Source organism: Bacillus sp. LR_5 (assembly GCF_042709275.1).
This window is the reverse complement of record NZ_JAVAXX010000029.1, coordinates 1-16,837: the sequence shown is the minus strand read 5'-3', so window position 1 is coordinate 16,837 and position 16,837 is coordinate 1. Positions and strand designations below refer to the sequence as shown.

Here is a 16,837-nt window from a genome sequence, read left to right as displayed (position 1 = left end):
CCTCAGTCTTTTTTGTCTTGATGATCCAGCTCTTTTATTCGTTTCGTAAGCTCATTGAAAGCTTGATCAAGCTCTTTATACCCTTTATCATTTGGCATCATAAAACTGAGCTTTCCCAGCACTTCTTGTCTTTCTGTCTCAAGCTTTAACCGAAGCTCCTCCCGCTCATTTCTTTCTGAAGGAGCGTCGTTTAACTGCTTTTCGATGCCGTTGTTTGAGATGACGAGTTTACTGTTTGTTGTTTTTTCGAGAAAGTATCGGTCATGTGAAACCGCCAGCAATGTGCCGCTGTATTGTGATAGTGTTTCTTCCAGCTGTTCGCGTGACGGCAGGTCGAGATGGTTTGTCGGCTCATCTAAAATCAGCACGTCTTTTTCCTCCAGAATATAGGCCATCAGCTTGATCTTTACACGCTCACCCATACTCATATGCTTGATCGGTTCAGTCCATTGGGCGGCTGTAAAACCTAAGTGCCTCATCAGATTTTGAACGTGCCCCCTTGCTTTGAATGTTTCATTCTTAAATAACTCTTCCGGTGTTTGTTCTAAAGGCAAATCAAACACCTCCTGCGTTAAATAGCCGATGTTTGCGGACGGCGACACCCATACGCTTCCTTCTGCTGTTTCCTGTCCAAGAATGATGTTCAGTAATGTCGTTTTTCCGCTGCCATTGGGGCCTATGATCGCAACCTTTTCGCCGTGCTGAATTGTAAAGTTTGCGTTTTTAAAGAGAGTCCTTTCTCCAAACGCTTTTGTTACATTCTGAACTTCTAAAAAACGTTTTCCTGTTTTGTGGGTTGTATCGATTGAAAAGCGGACTGTATATTCTGGGGTAACGGGTTCCGCCTTTGCTTTTTCAAGCTCTTTTTCAAGCCGCTTCTGCTTGGATTTTATCTGGGCATCCGTACGCTTCGCTTTTACCCGGTGATATTCTTTAAACCCCTCCTTTTTCGTCGATTGAGCATGGGCTTTTTCCGACCAAGAAGCGAGCTCATTCATTTGTGCTTCAATCCGTTCAACCATTTTTTGCTGCTTTTCATATTCACGCTGCTGGGTGAGTCTTTTCTTCTCCCAGAACTTCATATACCCGGAGTAATTCCCTTTGAATTCAATCAGCGTCTGATCCTCAAGCGACCATATTTTTGTTGCGGCTTCGTCTAAAAAATATCGATCGTGAGAAACGAGAATCACAGTGCCGTTATAATGTTTCAGCTGTTGGATGAGAAATTGCAAGCTTTTTTCATCAAGGTGGTTTGTCGGTTCATCTAACAGCAGCAGATCTGCATCCTCTGATAGTCCTTTCGCCAGCCGCGCTTTCAGTTTTTCACCGCCGCTTAACTGATGAAAATCACGAAGAGGCACATGCCATTTCTCCAGTAACTTCTTTTCGGCAGGTGTCTGATCCGCAAAGGAATATGCCGCTGTTTCCTGTTCAACCAAAGCCAGTTTTATATCCTTTCGAAGGATTTGACCCTGGGAAGGGGCTAAGTCATTGTGAATGAGGTGCAGCAGCGTAGATTTCCCAGCGCCGTTTTTGCCGATAATCCCAATGATATCTCCTTGCTGAACACTAGCATTTATATTTTTAAAAACAGTCAGATCCTTCACTTCATAGCTAACGTTTGTTAATGTTACGATCTCTTTCATCCATATCCCTCGCTTTAAAGGGAGCATAAAAAAATCCTCCCAAATGTGTTGGAAGGATTAGCCGTGCCTGTGCATGATCAAATAAGCTATTTTTTATAAATAGCAGTGTCGTTTATATAGAAAATGGGCATACTAATCCTATTTTTTGATTTGAAATATTGATTTCAAACGGTAAAAATAAGATTAGTTAATCATTGTCCACCCATCATCCCTTCTTGTTTTGATTACAAACACTATAGCATACCTTTAAATTCAAAAGCAAAGGTCATTTTCATCAAAAAAACTCCTGCTCTCATTTTTGAGGCAGGAGTTTCGAGTGTTATTGATGCTTCGCTTTTCTCACTTTATAAATCACAATCAGCAAAATAAACCAAACCGGTGTGACAAATAAGGAAACACGAGTATCCTGTGCCAGTGCCAGCACAACCAGAACAAACGCCAGGAACGCAAGAATCAGGTAATTTGTAAACGGATAAAGCGGAAGCTTAAACTTGTTTGTTTTCGCTAATTCAGGTCTTGTTTTGCGGTATTTCATATGGCAGATGACCGTAATCCCCCAAATGTAGATAAAGCATACGGTTGAAATACTTGTGATCAGGGTGAATACGCCTTCTGGCATGATGTAGTTTAACGTAACACCGATTAAAATCACGATAGCTGAAAAGAATAAAGCATTTCTAGGCACTTTACGCTGAGTCAGTTTCGCCATTGACTCAGGCGCATTGTGATCTTTCGCCAGGGAATAGACCATACGGCTTGTACTGAATACAGCGCTGTTGCATGCTGAAGCAGCGGATGTCAACACAACAAAGTTGATAATACTTGCAGCCCCGACGATGCCAACCGCAACAAATACTTGTACGAATGGGCTTTCGCTAGGGTTGATGACATCCCAAGGATAGATGCTCATAATCACGAGAAGAGCACCAATATAAAAAAGCAGCACACGGACAGGGATATTGTTAATCGCCTTAGGGATTACTTTTTCAGGGTTTTCTGTTTCACCGGCCGTAAGCCCGACAAGCTCAATGCCGACAAAGGCAAACACAACCATCTGGAACGAGAGGATAAACCCGTGCATGCCATTCGGGAACAGGCCTCCATGGCTCCAAAGATTTGTGAAGCTGGACACTCCTGAGCTTGTGGAAAAGCCTTTGAAAATCATCACAAGGCCAATGACGATTAACGCCAAAATGGCAATGACTTTAATCAAAGCAAACCAAAATTCTAATTCTCCAAAAAGCTTGACTGTCGCCAGGTTCATAATCAGTAAAATAATAAGAGCGATTAAGCCGGGCACCCATTGGGGCACACCAGGGAGCCAATATTGAGTGTAGAGCCCGACGGCTGTCAGATCAGCCATCGCAATGGAAATCCAGCAGAACCAATATGTCCAGCCGGTAATAAAGGCTGCCATATCGCCTAGGTAGTCTTGTACAAAATCCACAAAAGAGTGGTAGTTCAAATTTGATAACAGCAGTTCACCCAGCGATCTCATAATTAAAAAGCAAATGATTCCTGTGATCATATAAGCAAATAAAATCGACGGTCCGGCAAAATGAATCGATTTGCCTGAGCCGAGAAATAAGCCTGTCCCAATAGCCCCGCCGATGGCGATAAGCTGGATATGCCTGTTTTTCAAGCCTCTCTGCAATGTTTGCTGATTTATATTGTCTTTCGTCATGTCGTCTGTCACTTTATGTGTTCCTCCATTAAAAATTGATTATTGAGTCAGCAATCTATTTTTAATGATTATTATAACACTAAAATTTCTATCTTTTTTACTATAAAGGGTATATGAAAGGAAATTTTAATGTGATTTGGACTATTCAGCAAAAGAAAGCAGCTCCATGTAGGAGCCGCTTTCCTATGCCTGTTCAGTTTTTTGCATGTACAGGTAAAGCCCATAATCTGTCGGTGCGGATGCGTATCCTGCCTGCCGCAGCATTGCCGTGATATTGCCGCGGTGGTATGTTCCGTGATTGACAACGTGGGGAATCAGTTCGGAAACAGTTGTTTTCATGATTCCGCCTGAGGGATTTTGAATCTGGAGGGGCTGATTGAGCTGTTCTCTTTGCTGTAAAAATAGTGTGTAGCGCTCGGATAACTTCAGAAACAGGTCTTCCATTTCCTCCATTTCTTTTGCCTCTGTCTGTTCTTTTAGCTGTTCAGCTAACGCCAAAGCATCGCTCATCGTTTTGCCGGAAAACACTTCAATCCAGCCGAGATCAGAAAGGTAAACATGAGACAATACATGGGATATCGACGGAAACACACTTTGAATGTCTTGATGGTATACCTCTTTTGGAAGCTCTTTTAATCGGTTGAAGATTTGCTGATTGGCCCAGATGTTATATTGATACAATTTCAGTGCAAAATCTGACATGTCAATTTTCCCCTTTCGCGGTTATAACTCCTATTATACACGAACGAGTGTTCTTGGTGTGATCATAAATAAAATATGTTGACAGACATAGTTTAGAGGAATAAACTAATTAACATTGATCATAAAGTTTAGCGGGGTAAACTATAATGAGGAGGGGAAGATGTTGAATGAACAAAAGCTATGTCAGGCGATAAACCTGTTTGTGGAAGTCCTGCTTGAAGGGACAGAGTTTGTGCATCGTGAAATCAATCAGGATGTCTTCAAGCATATCTCAAGGGAACAGGCAGACCTGCTGAAGATTTTAAAAGTCAAGGGCCCAACCTCTCCCGGCAGCCTGGCCATGTACCAAAATGTACATAAGAGCGCGATTTCTAACCGACTGAAAAAGCTGCTCGATAAAGGATGGGTTGAATGGGATGACTGTCCGGCAAAAAGTGATAAGCGCTCTAAGCTTATTAACATCACAACCAGCGGTGAAAAAATTCTCGAAGAATTAGATTCCGCCATCTTTAACGCGCTCAAAGAGCTGATCGATGATATAGATGAGGAACACGTAAATTCCATCATAGAGATATTCACCATTTTAAAAAGCAAATTTAAAGGAGGAGATTCTGCCGAATGAGAGCCATCATCAAATTCAAGTGGGCAATTGCAGCCATTATATTAGCGCTTACCGTCGTATTGAGTTTATTTTCTCCGAACTTAACGGAGCTGGCCAATCAAAAGGGGCAGGCCCAGCTTCCCGCTGATGCTGTTTCAGAAAGGGCAAACGCCATTTTAAAACAAGCGGGAGAAGACAATAATTCGATCAGTGTCGTCTTTTCATTAGACCATGCTCTAAAGAAAGAAACAGAGAATCAGCTTCGGATAATGATCGATAAAATCAAAAAGATCGACGGTGTAGAAGAGGTAACATCTCCTCTGTCAGCGGAAAAAGAAGTCAAAGACCAGTTGATGTCGAAAGACAAGAAAACCGTTCTCATGCCTGTCACGATTACAGGTTCTGATAAAAAGGCGGAAAAAATCGCGGACGAGATTTATCAAATCGTTCCTGATGATTTGACGGCTTATATTACGGGAGCTTCCCTTATCAACCAGGATTTCGCTCACAGCTCAGAGGAAGGGCTTAAGAAAACGGAAGTGATAACAGTCTGCCTGATCATCGGTTTACTGTTGATCGTGTTCCGATCTGTTGTGACGCCTTTTATCCCGATTGTGGTTGTCGGTTTTTCTTATCTGATCAGTCAATCTATACTGGGCATCCTTGTATACAATGTTGATTTTCCTATCTCGACGTTTACGCAAACCTTCTTAGTTGCGATCCTGTTCGGCATTGGAACAGATTACTGCATACTGCTTCTTACACGGTTCCGTGAAGAATTGGCAAACGGGCATGATAAAAAAGAAGCGGCGCTTATCGCTTACCGCACAGGGGGAAAAACCTTATTTATCAGCGGATTTGCGGTATTGATCGGATTTTCCGCCTTAGGATTTGCGAAGTTTGCGATTTTCCAATCCGCAGTAGGGGTAGCAGTCGGTGTGGGAATTTTAATGATCATCCTCTACACACTGCTGCCATTATTTATGGTGACGCTGGGTGAAAAATTATTCTGGCCTTCTAAGAAAGTGCTGTCACACAGTGATAACAAACTATGGGCGTTTCTCGGCAGGCATTCCGTTGCGCGTCCGTTTCTGTTTATTGTCATCACGGTCATTATCACGCTTCCGTTCATCTTGACCTATGATGACCAGATTTCATTCGACTCAACTGCGGAAATCAGCAGCGATTATAAATCTATAAAAGCTCTCGAGGCCATTAAGGATGGATTCGGGGAAGGAAAAGCGTTCCCGATCAATGTTGTCGTAAAAGGATACAAAGATCTTACAACAGCTGATACAATCCCCTATCTAGGAAATATCAGCAAAGCGATCGAGAAAGTTGATCATGTTGACTCTGTTATGACCATTACGCAGCCGACTGGTAAAAAAATCAAAGATTTATATATTGATAACCAGCTAGGATCGGTTTCAGACGGGCTGGATAAGACAGTAAAAGGGATTGCCGATATCCAAAGCGGATTAACGGATATAGAAAACGGACTGAATCAAATGGCAGGGCAAACCGGCTCGGCCTCAAATGGAGGGTCTGGCGGTTCACTGGGCGATGCGGCAGATGGCTTGGGCAAAATCAATCAGCAGCTGCAGCTTGTGAGCAAACAGATTTCCCAAACCGGCAATACCGCACAGACCGTGCAGCAGCTTACGGCAATCAGCGGACAGCTTGGCCAGATTCAAACCGGCCTTGAACAAGCGAACCAACAGCTCTCAGGCCAGCAGGCACAAGCCGGAACGCTGACAGAAAGCCTGAAAAAGCTGTCCGAAGGCGTGAAAAGCGCAAATGAGGGCCTGACGAAAGTCTCTGACGGTATTACAGCTTCCAGTGATATATTAGAGGACATGAGCAAAAGTCCAACTGTAAGAGATACTGGCATATTCATTCCTGATCAAGTAATGAAGGACAAAGACTTTAAGAAGTCAATTGACCAGTATTCCTTTGCAGACGGCAAAGGTGTTCAATTAAGTGTCGTTCTGGATTCAAATCCGTACTCAGAACAAGCTATTGCGACAATAAACCAAATCAAAAAAGCTGTCGCAAACGAAGTTGACGGCACTCCTTTGGAGGATGCACAGATCGTATACGGCGGGGTCACGAGTATGAACGCGGACTTAAAGGAGCTGTCCACAACGGACTTCTCCAGAACAATGGTGATTATGATTATAGGCCTGTTTATCGTGTTAACCATTTTGTTCCGCTCAATGATCATGCCGATTTATATGATCGCGTCATTGCTGCTGACGTACTATACGTCGATATCCATAACAGAATTAATTTTTGTAAACGGCTTAGGAAACGCGGGTGTCAGCTGGGCAGTGCCATTCTTCAGCTTTGTCATCTTGATCGCGTTAGGGGTAGATTATTCAATCTTCTTGCTGGATCGATTTAAGGAAGAGGTGCACCTTGGCATTGAGCAAGGTGTCGTCAGGTCAATGAGCAAAATGGGATCTGTCATTATTACAGCTGCCATTATATTGGCCGGTACGTTCGCGGCGATGATGCCTTCAGGTGTCAATACACTGATGCAGGTGGCAAGTGTTATCATCATCGGGCTCTTGCTTTACGGCCTTGTCATACTTCCGCTCTTCATCCCGGCAATCATTGCAACCTTTGGAGAAGGAAACTGGTGGCCGTTCGGCAGGAAGAAAGGAAAAGAATAATCGAGAGAAGAGTGATGAATGGTCATCACTCTTTTTTCATGATCTAAACGACTAACTTCAGACGTGTTACCCAAAAAAGGTCAGACGATCAAACGGCGGCTGGGTACTTAAAAACAAAGAGCCCGGAAAACATTCCCGGGCTCTTTGTTTTATTTCCATTCTGCAATTGTATCAATCGGCAGACGGTAGGAAGCATAGCCTTCGTCTGCTGCTTTTCCGATAGAAAGTAGCATAACCGGTACATAACGTTCTTTATCTAATCCGAAGGTTTCCGCGATGTTTTCTTTATCGTATCCGCCGATCGGGTTTGTATCGTAGCCATGCGCGCGTGCAGTCAGCATCAGCTGCATGGAAACAAGACCTCCATCAATCAGGATCGTTTCACGGTTGACCTGTGCCGGAAGCTTTTCAAAATGTGCGGTCAGCGCGGCGATTTGTCTGTCTTTGACCTCCTGCGGCATGTAACCAAGTTCCACGGCTTTTGAATAGATTTCTTCTAAGTAGTCTGCATTGTTCATGTCTGCAAATACAGCGATGACAGCAGATGATGTTGTGACCTGTGTTTGGTTAAAGCTTGCAAGCGGTGCGAGCTTTTCTTTTCCTTCCGGGCTGTCAATGACAAGAAAACGCCATGGCTGCGCGTTAACAGAAGATGGGGCAGTTGTTGCTTCCTCTAAGATCTCTGTCATTTCTTCTTTGCTGATTTTTACTGCCGGATCATAGTTGCGGATAGAACGGCGGCCTTTCATAATTTCCATAAAATCGTTTGTTTTGATCATGTTGATACACTCCTCTTAAGCTTCGATATTATTTATATTGTTTCGCATGCGCGCCAGCACATCAATGAGCAGGCGGCGTTCTTCTGCGCTTACATTTGCGAGCATTTCCTTCATGAAACGCTCCTTTTCCTTCTTAGAAGACTCAATTCGCTCTCTTCCTTGGTCTGTTAACCGAACAAGGGTGATGCGGTTGTCCTCAGGCTTGCGCCGCCTTGATACCATGCCTTTAGCTTCCAGCTGTTTCAGGTGTCTGGTAACGGCTGCGCTATCGATATTTACTTTCTTTTGAAGGTCGCTTTGACTGATCTCATCTGCATGATAAAGCAATGTCAGCAATTCCAAACGAGATTGGCTGATGCCCGTGCATGCCTCGAACTTCACGCCAATCACCTTGTTCACGCCTTGCAGCTGATATAAAATCTCGGCTTCCTCTGAACAAAATGACGCCAAAACCCATCCCTTCTTTCCTGTCAAAACTATTAATTGATATATCAATGATTGACACGTCAATTAATATACAACGATTGATTTCATCTTGCAAGCCATTTGCATTTTCGAAAAACCTCCCAGCGTATAAAATTCGCTAGGCTAGAACTTAGCAAAAAAAGCTGGCCGCTTCTTCAGATGATGCTGGTCACGATGATTCCCTGCATCATTCCCATTTATAGGTGTTCGGAATATCACTTTGCCGAGCCCGTGCTCAAGCGGCTTTCACAGGCTGAAAGTTATGATACAATATACAAATGTTTCACAGCTTCAATCCATAGTTGGAGCTGACATCCATTATATAAGGGACTAGATTGAAGGGAAGGTTTGATAACATGCTGCACAATCCAACTGGAAAAGAACGCTTGGCACTAGCGTTTCTGCTCGGCATGCTTGCTATATTGGGCCCGCTTAATATAGATATGTATTTGCCAAGTTTTCCTGAAATCGCGGAAGATTTATCAGCAAGTGCTTCACTTGTTCAGTTAAGTTTAACAGCCTGTCTGGTCGGGCTTACGATCGGCCAGCTGATTGTCGGGCCGGTCAGCGATGCGCAGGGAAGACGAAAACCGCTATTAATCTGTATTTTTTTATTTGCGTTATCTTCTCTGTTTTGTGCACTGTCGCCCAATATAACAACTTTAGTGGCTGCGCGTTTTTTACAAGGCTTCACTGCTTCTGCAGGGCTTGTGCTGTCTCGCGCAATCGTCCGCGATGTGTTTACCGGAAGAGAGCTTTCTAAATTTTTCTCGCTGTTAATGGTCATTACCGCGGTGGCGCCAATGGTTGCGCCTATGACAGGCGGTGCCATTTTGCTTTTGCCGTTCGCAACGTGGCATACAATTTTTCACGTCCTCATGATCATCGGATTTTTACTAGTTCTTCTGATTGCATTGAGGTTAAAAGAAACGCTTCCGCCGGAAAAACGGATTCCAAGCTCAATCGGAACATCCGTCAAAACGATGGGCAGCCTGCTGAAGGATCGATCCTTTATGGGGTACGCGTTAACTGTCGGATTTATTCACGGGGGAAGCTTTGCATATGTGTCTGGTACGCCTTTTGTATACCAGGATATCTACGGGGTGTCGCCGCAGGTATTTAGTATTCTTTTTGGCATTAACGGGCTGGCGATTATATCGGGCAGCTTTATCATCGGACGCTTTGGCGGAATCATTCATGAAAAAAGCCTGCTTCGTATAGCGGTCATTACGGCTATGATTGCGACGGCTGTGCTATTAACCATGACCATGATTCACGGTCCTCTTGCTACATTAGTCATATCCATTTTCATTTACATGATTACGATCGGCATGGTTCTGACCAGCACGTTTACCCTGGCCATGGAAAAGCAGGGGCACCGCGCCGGAAGTGCAAGTGCGCTGCTTGGAATGCTTCCGCTGCTCCTCGGTTCAATCGTGTCACCGCTTGTAGGCATTAATGAGACAACAGCCGTTCCGATGGGAGCCATCATGTTTGTGACAGCTGTCATCGGCTCACTGGCGTTTTTTGGATTAACGAAAGAACGAGTAGGGCAGAATTCATAAAAAAACCTGACATGACGTCAGGTTTTTTGTTTTATTTAGAATAACAACAGCAGGCCAGCAATCGCCGGAGTCAAAAAGATGGCTGATTTCAAAACCACCTTTGGCATGAGGTTGGTGAATTTCGCGCCTACATAGGCCCCGCACATTGTCCCGACCAGAACTTTGACAAGTAAAACGTAATCAACAAAACCTTCTGTAATATATCCGATGCCTCCACCTACAGCCAGAGGGATGATCACAAGCATCGTCGTTCCGACAGAATGGCGAATGGACAGATTCAGCATAATCATTAAACCAATTTGAATAAAAGGTGCAGACCCGATGCCGAATGTGCCGGAAAGAACGCCGGCTGCAATTCCTAAGATGACCGCTCTCGTATACGTTGAAAGATTGCTTTGATTCACTTGAGCCTTCTCTTTTAAAATAAATAATCTGATTAAAATGAGAATTGCTGATAAAAATAACATTCCAGCCGTCAAATAATGAAGCAAATCAGCCGGAATAAAAGATGTCAGCTTGGCGCCGAAAAATGAGCCAACCGCAGCAAAGCCTCCGACTATTAAGCCGATTTTCATTTGAATGTTGCCCTCGCGATAGTGGCTGTATGCCCCTGATAAGCTTGTAAAAGCCATGCCGGCAAGTGAAGTGCCTAAAGCCGTATGAATCGGGATATGGAAAAGAAGCGTTAAAAGGGCAATGACAAAGCCGGCTCCACCGGCGCCAATAAAGCCTAAAATAATTCCTAGAAGAAACATAACAAGAATAATGAGCATATTTATTCCTCCATTGAAAAGATGTAAAAATGTAATCGTATGCTATTCTGGCGGAGGTATGGTGTCCTATTGACGAAGAAAAACACGCCGTTTTTCGGTTGCCAGTAGTCCGTCGACCGTCGTTCAGCAAACATATCGTACCTCAAATTCTGGGATCTGACAAGGCAGTTTGTTGCTTCCCATTACCATCTGTTATATGATTTTGATGAAGAAAAGCCCTTGAATATATTCAAAAGAGGTATTATATATGGACGATTTTAAATTAGATAAACCGACTCCCTACTACCTGCAATTTTATAACCAGCTAAAAAAAATGATCTTCAACGGGACTTTTAAGCCTGGGGAACGGATAAACGAAACACAGCTGGCGAAAAGCTTTGGCGTCAGCCGCTCTCCGATAAGGGAAGCCATGCGATTGCTTGAGAAAGATGGTTTGTTAAAAGCGGATGACCGAAATGGGTTTTCGATCACGTCGTTAACGGCAAAAGATGTAGATGAGATTTATAAAATCAGAATTCCGCTGGAGCAGCTGGCAGTCGAATTAGTCATAGACGAAGCGGACGAAGAAGAGCTGACCATACTCGAAAAACAGCTTGAAGAAACAGAGAAAGCCATTCACAACGGCACGGAAGATACGGAAATCATTCGTTTAAACCAAAAATTTCATGAGCTGCTGGTTGATTTCAGCCATAACAGACATTTGAAAAATTTGCTTGAGCATGTAAATGACCTGATTCATTTTTGCAGAATCCTTAATTATACCGGCGACCACCGTGCAGAAACGATACTGCGTGAGCACCGCAGGATATTTGAAGAAGTGAAAAAGAAAAACAAAGAAGCAGCCAAACAGCATGTGCTGGCTCATTTCAATCATGACTGTGAGCATTTGAAGCATGTGCTTGAAGAAGGAAAAGAGAATTGATTTCTATGATCCGGTACCAAGGGAGAGCAGAACCCTTGGTATTTTTTTATGTATTCACCACATATCTAAGAGGCCCCGTTAATAAGATTTTATGATGGTTTGACTAACGAATAATGGGGGTTAAACATGTTTATCCATATCGTCGGGCCTGGTGATTCTTTGTTTTCGATAGGCAGAAGATACGGTGCTTCTGTTGATCAAATACGGGGTGTGAATGGTTTAGATGAAACGAATATCGTGCCGGGGCAGGCTCTGCTTATCCCTCTTTATGTATATACAGTCCAGCCGGGAGATACGCTTACCGCCATTGCAGCTAAAGCGTTTGTGCCATTAGAGCGACTGCGAGCCGCAAACCCGGGCATCAGCCCAAGTGCTTTACAAGCGGGAGCAAAAATAACGATTCCTTCGATCTCAAATTACATTGCGGGGACATTGAGTTTTTACGTGCTCCGAAATCCTGACCTCGATCGGGAATTAATCAATGATTATGCGCCATACTCGTCTTCGATTTCGATTTTCGAATACCATATTGCACCGAACGGCGACATTGCAAACCAATTGAATGATGCGGCCGCTATTGAGACAACATGGCAAAGACGGGTGACGCCGCTGGCAACAATAACGAACCTTACATCAGGAGGCTTCAGTACGGAGATTGTTCACCAAGTGCTAAACAATCCGACAGCGAGAACCAATCTGGTCAACAACATTTATGACTTAGTTTCCACAAGGGGATATGGCGGTGTCACAATCGATTTTGAGCAGGTGAGCGCCGCGGATCGCGATCTTTTTACTGGTTTTTTACGCCAGCTGAGAGATCGACTTCAGGCGGGAGGGTATGTGCTGACGATAGCTGTTCCTGCAAAAACAAGTGATAATATTCCATGGCTGAGGGGCTACGATTACGGGGGGATAGGAGCGGTTGTCAATTATATGTTTATCATGGCTTATGATTGGCATCATGCCGGAAGTGAGCCGGGTCCTGTAGCGCCGATTACTGAAATAAGGAGAACCATTGAGTTTACGATTGCGCAGGTGCCGAGCAGAAAAATCATTATCGGAGTCCCGCTCTACGGGTACGACTGGATCATCCCGTACCAGCCGGGCACAGTTGCTTCAGCGATTTCAAATCAAAACGCAATCGAAAGAGCGATGAGGTACCAATCCCCGATACAATATTCAGCCGAATATCAATCACCGTTTTTCCGGTACAGTGATCAGCAGGGGCGGACGCATGAGGTATGGTTTGAGGATGTCAGAAGCATGAGCCGGAAGATGCAGATCGTCCGCGAATACAGATTGCAGGCTATTGGCGCTTGGCAGTTAACGCTGGGCTTTACACCGGGCCCATGGCTTCTGCGGAAATTTTTTACGATCAGAAAAGTGTAAAAAAAGACACCAGAGCTTGGGTGTCTTTTTTTTGATTAAGTCCAGAGCAGCAGAATAGTTCATTCATTTGTACCTTGCATGGGTTGTGTTCCCATTTTACGATTAGTAGTAGTCTGATCAAACAAAGAGTCAGAATACGATTTGAGAGGGAGTTGTCTACATGAAGACAGTATTGATTTTGAATTTTCCTGCGGAAGGCCATGTGAATCCTACCTTAGGCATTACAAAAGCGTTTTCCGATAAGGGATATGATGTCCATTATATATCCACTGAAAAATATAAAAAACGATTAGAAGCAGCCGGAGCAACGGTCCATCTTCACCGGGATCTGCTGCGAACGACACCTATTCATGTCGGTTCGCCCAATGGCATTCTTGATTTCGTGAAAATCCATATCAAAACGTCATTGGACATTTTACAGATTGTCAAAGACTTATCTAAGAGCATTCAATTTGATTTTGTTTATTATGATAAATTCGGCGCGGGGGAATTGGTAAGGGATTACTTAGATATTCCAGGAGTCTCTTCATCGGCGTCTTTCTTGTTTGGCGAGGAGCACCTGAAAATCCTGCCGCTGCATCCGGAGTCTGGAGCGCCGCTTGAATTGGATCAAGAGTGCGAAGACCTTTTGGCAAAAATGAAAGAAACGTACGGTGTTGCCCCGAAAAACCTGGTTCAATTCATGAACAATAAAGGGGAATTGAACGTAGTGTATACAAGCCGTTATTTTCAGCCAGAAAGTGATCGTTTCGGGGATGAATGTCTATTTATCGGGCCGAGCTTTCCAAAGAGAGCGGAAAAAACAGATTTCCCGATTGAACAGCTAAAAGATGAGAAGGTCATTTATATTTCAATGGGGACTGTACTGGATCATACAGAGGATTTCTTCAACCTTTGTATTGATGCATTTTCAGGCTTTAATGGAAAAGTCGTCATCGCTGCCGGAGAAAAAGCGGACCTGACCAAATTAAAGCAGGCGCCGGAAAACTTTATCATTGCTCCGTATGTCCCTCAGCTGGAAGTGCTGGAGCAATCGGATGTTTTCATTACACACGGCGGAATGAACAGCGTAAACGAAGGCATTCATTTCAGCGTGCCACTGGTTGTCATGCCTCATGACAAGGATCAGCCGATGGTGGCGCAGCGTCTCTCTGAACTCCATGCAGGCTATGTCATCTCTAAAGATGAAGTCAATGCCCATATATTAAAACAGGCCGTAGATGAGGTTTTGCGCAACGATCAGTATACGGCAGGCATAAAAAAAATCAATCAAAGCTTCAAAGAATGTATGGACATGGAAGAAGTGATGGAGCGGATTGATGAGTTGATTCGCCAAAAAAACAAATAAGAAAAAGAACTCCCGTACCTTGTACGGGAGTTCTTGATTTAAAACTTGATTTTGATTTTTTGAGCATCACTGATTTTCTTATGGTTATGGTCAAAGACGTCACTTGTCGTGATTTCGATCCACTTGATCTCTTTTGTTTTCTTCTCAGCATCCGCGGCCTTATCATGAGCATGGCGGCTTGATGCGTTCACAATAAAGCCGAGATTTCCGGACTTTTCGGCGCCGCCTTCCAATTCGCCGTTTAACTCTTCAAGATAAATATCTTTGTTCCATTCAAAGGTTTCGCCCGTATTTGTTTTCATCAATGCAATCGGCGCAACATTTACTTTTTTTGAAGAGGTGTTCTTGATATCAACGAAAACCTTAACGAAATCAAACTCTTCATCGTGTGTTAACTCATGAAAGTAATCAATCATGCTGTAGTCCGGGCGCAAGTGGATCAGCTTCATTTCTTTTACTGTTAACTCCACGTCGCCAATCTTATAGGTTTTGTTCACTTGTTTGATATCTTTTAAGACAGCTTTTCCTTTATCATCTGAAAACGTTTGGCCGACCTTAAGCAATGACCGGTCATCAGTTACCTGGGAATTAGGTTGATAATTATCTGTGCTGTCCTTCTGGGATGAAGTGCTTTGCGGCTCAGCTTTTACTGTTTTCTCCCCGCCTGCATGCTGTTTTTCAGTACTGGCGTTTGATGAGCAGCCCGCAAGCATGATAGCAAAAACGAAAATTGAAAGAATTCTTCTCATGATGATTCCTCCATTAAAAAGAGATCCCGTTACTTCATACAAGCAACGGGACACCTTGTATTCTTTTACTTATCGTTAATCTTAATGTTGTATTGTAAAGCCTTGAAAACATTTTTGGCGATTTCTGTATTGTCGATTTGGCCGGCAAATGTCTCACTAGACGGACCGTATGCATAGACGGGAACATCTTCACCGGTATGTCCGCCTGTTGTCCATCCAGTGTGAGAGCGTTTATTAAAGATGTTCTCGATTGCGTTATCGATATCCAGTACTTCCTTCGATTTTGCCGCTTCTTCAACAGATTGAATTTCGGCTTTTGTTAAAGCCAATTTCTTTTGATCGATATATGTTTTCAACGTTTTTTCAACATCCGCGCCGTCAGCGATCTTTTCTGCCATAAAGTCTGGTGTGCGCTTTGCGGCTTTAATGGGTTCACTGAACCAGTTGTAGATGCCGTCCGCACCGATGGAATATCCGCCGGTTGAGTGGTCAGCCGTTGCGACAACCAATGTGTGCTTGTCTTTTTTAGCGAAATCAATAGCCGCCTTATAAGCTTGTTCGAAGTCTTCCATCTCGCTCATGGCGCCAACGATATCATTGTCATGGCCCGCCCAGTCAATCTGGCTGCCTTCCACCATGAGGAAGAATCCGTCTTTATCCTTGTTTAATTTTTTAATGGCTGTGTTTGTCATATCTTTAAGTGATGGAATATCCTTCGTACGGTCAATCTTTTTAGGCAGGCCGCCGTCAGCGAATAGGCCGAGAACTTGGCTGTCTTTGTTTTTCAGCATGTCCTTGCGATCATCCACGTAGCTGTACCCCGCCTTTTTGAATTCCTTAATCAAATTACGGTCCTTACGGTCAAAATTGCTCTTTCCTCCGCCTAGAAGGACATCAATTTTGTGCTTGCCGTTGACCATCTCATCAAAATAATCATCCGCAATTGAGTTCATATTTTTTCGGCTGTGGTCGTGTGAACCAAAAGAGGCCGGAGTGGCGTGTGTAATTTCTGAAGTGGCCACAAGTCCTGTTGCTTTTCCTTTTTCTTTCGCAGCTTCAAGCACCGTTTTGGCTTCTGACCCGTCGTTATCAACGGCTATGGCATTATTGTATGTTTTAATTCCCGCAGACATAGCCGTTGCCGCCGCTGCAGAATCTGTTACATTTTGTTCAGGATCATCGGGGTAAGTTGTTTGCTGGCCGACAAGGTACTGATCAAAAGCCGTAGGCTCCACAACTTTTGTCTTTTTATTATCCTTTAAGTATCGATAAGCAGACGTATAAGACACACCCATACCATCACCAATCAGAACAATAACATTTTTAATTTCGTCGTGGTTCCCCTTTTTCTTTTCCTGGGCGCTGGCTTCAGGCACACTGCCGCTGGCTAAGCTGCTGAACGCAATTGATGTTAAAACCGCGATAGGCAGTAATTTCTTCGGGAATTTTTTCAACTGGATAACCTCCTAAATATAGATGAATCTCAATGACAACCCAATTATATTTTTAAACTGTTAAGCTAGTATTAATGGATTTTAA

The 16,837-nt window shown here is 43.7% G+C and carries 14 protein-coding genes; 6 read left to right on the top strand and 8 right to left on the bottom strand.

Annotated features, from left to right (window positions below):
• Positions 1-2: 2 nt before the first annotated feature.
• The 3 genes from vmlR to dinB all read right to left on the bottom strand — a co-directional run bounded on the left by vmlR (position 3) and on the right by dinB (position 4,032).
• Entirely contained in the window at positions 3-1,646 is a 1,644-nt protein-coding gene (gene vmlR / locus RAC86_RS09040) for an ABC-F type ribosomal protection protein VmlR (protein ID WP_377885526.1), read from the bottom strand.
• Positions 1,647-1,965: 319 nt separating this feature from the next.
• The gene (locus RAC86_RS09035) at positions 1,966-3,342 is read right to left on the bottom strand and encodes an amino acid permease (RefSeq protein ID WP_014475969.1); all 1,377 of its coding nucleotides are present in this window, start codon (positions 3,340-3,342) and stop codon (positions 1,966-1,968) included.
• 171 nt (positions 3,343-3,513) lie between these two features.
• Positions 3,514-4,032: a damage-inducible protein DinB gene (gene dinB / locus RAC86_RS09030; RefSeq protein WP_377885515.1), complete on the bottom strand. Its 519-nt coding sequence runs from the start codon at positions 4,030-4,032 to the stop codon at positions 3,514-3,516.
• 163 nt (positions 4,033-4,195) lie between these two features.
• On the opposite strand from dinB, the gene RAC86_RS09025 reads away from it, so the two are divergent.
• Together RAC86_RS09025 and RAC86_RS09020 are read left to right on the top strand one after the other, a co-directional pair.
• Entirely contained in the window at positions 4,196-4,654 is a 459-nt protein-coding gene (locus RAC86_RS09025; RefSeq protein WP_040084379.1) for a MarR family transcriptional regulator, read from the top strand.
• Positions 4,651-7,308, top strand: a complete 2,658-nt coding sequence (locus tag RAC86_RS09020; protein ID WP_377885514.1) for an MMPL family transporter — start codon at positions 4,651-4,653, stop codon at positions 7,306-7,308. The genes RAC86_RS09025 and RAC86_RS09020 overlap by 4 nt, the downstream gene beginning before the upstream one ends.
• Positions 7,309-7,457: 149 nt before the next feature.
• Here RAC86_RS09020 and RAC86_RS09015 read toward each other — a convergent pair whose 3' ends face one another.
• Together RAC86_RS09015 and RAC86_RS09010 are read right to left on the bottom strand one after the other, a co-directional pair.
• Entirely contained in the window at positions 7,458-8,087 is a 630-nt protein-coding gene (locus tag RAC86_RS09015; RefSeq protein ID WP_003234135.1) for a nitroreductase family protein, read from the bottom strand.
• Positions 8,088-8,102: 15 nt separating this feature from the next.
• Positions 8,103-8,597: a MarR family transcriptional regulator gene (locus RAC86_RS09010; RefSeq protein ID WP_015252703.1), complete on the bottom strand. Its 495-nt coding sequence runs from the start codon at positions 8,595-8,597 to the stop codon at positions 8,103-8,105.
• A 311-nt stretch (positions 8,598-8,908) separates the two neighbouring features.
• Here RAC86_RS09010 and RAC86_RS09005 point away from each other — a divergent pair, with 311 nt between their 5' ends.
• Entirely contained in the window at positions 8,909-10,117 is a 1,209-nt protein-coding gene (locus RAC86_RS09005) for an MFS transporter (RefSeq protein WP_014475975.1), read from the top strand.
• Between the two features lie 35 nt (positions 10,118-10,152).
• Here the strand turns inward: RAC86_RS09005 and RAC86_RS09000 are convergent, their stop codons facing one another.
• The gene (locus tag RAC86_RS09000) at positions 10,153-10,890 is read right to left on the bottom strand and encodes a sulfite exporter TauE/SafE family protein (RefSeq protein ID WP_038427450.1); all 738 of its coding nucleotides are present in this window, start codon (positions 10,888-10,890) and stop codon (positions 10,153-10,155) included.
• Between the two features lie 247 nt (positions 10,891-11,137).
• Here RAC86_RS09000 and RAC86_RS08995 point away from each other — a divergent pair, with 247 nt between their 5' ends.
• From RAC86_RS08995 to RAC86_RS08985, 3 genes are all read left to right on the top strand, one after another.
• A complete protein-coding gene (locus RAC86_RS08995) occupies positions 11,138-11,812 on the top strand; it encodes a GntR family transcriptional regulator (RefSeq protein WP_003234129.1) in 675 nt (224 codons plus the stop codon).
• Positions 11,813-11,938: 126 nt separating this feature from the next.
• Positions 11,939-13,201: a glycosyl hydrolase family 18 protein gene (locus tag RAC86_RS08990; RefSeq protein WP_377885513.1), complete on the top strand. Its 1,263-nt coding sequence runs from the start codon at positions 11,939-11,941 to the stop codon at positions 13,199-13,201.
• Between the two features lie 160 nt (positions 13,202-13,361).
• Complete coding sequence (locus RAC86_RS08985) at positions 13,362-14,549, top strand: macrolide family glycosyltransferase (protein WP_088325364.1); 1,188 nt, start codon at positions 13,362-13,364, stop codon at positions 14,547-14,549.
• Positions 14,550-14,587: 38 nt separating this feature from the next.
• Here the strand turns inward: RAC86_RS08985 and RAC86_RS08980 are convergent, their stop codons facing one another.
• Both RAC86_RS08980 and phoB read right to left on the bottom strand, forming a co-directional pair.
• Complete coding sequence (locus RAC86_RS08980; RefSeq protein ID WP_015252697.1) at positions 14,588-15,298, bottom strand: membrane lipoprotein lipid attachment site-containing protein; 711 nt, start codon at positions 15,296-15,298, stop codon at positions 14,588-14,590.
• 65 nt (positions 15,299-15,363) lie between these two features.
• Positions 15,364-16,752, bottom strand: a complete 1,389-nt coding sequence (phoB, locus tag RAC86_RS08975) for an alkaline phosphatase family protein (protein ID WP_377885512.1) — start codon at positions 16,750-16,752, stop codon at positions 15,364-15,366.
• Positions 16,753-16,837 lie beyond the last annotated feature (85 nt).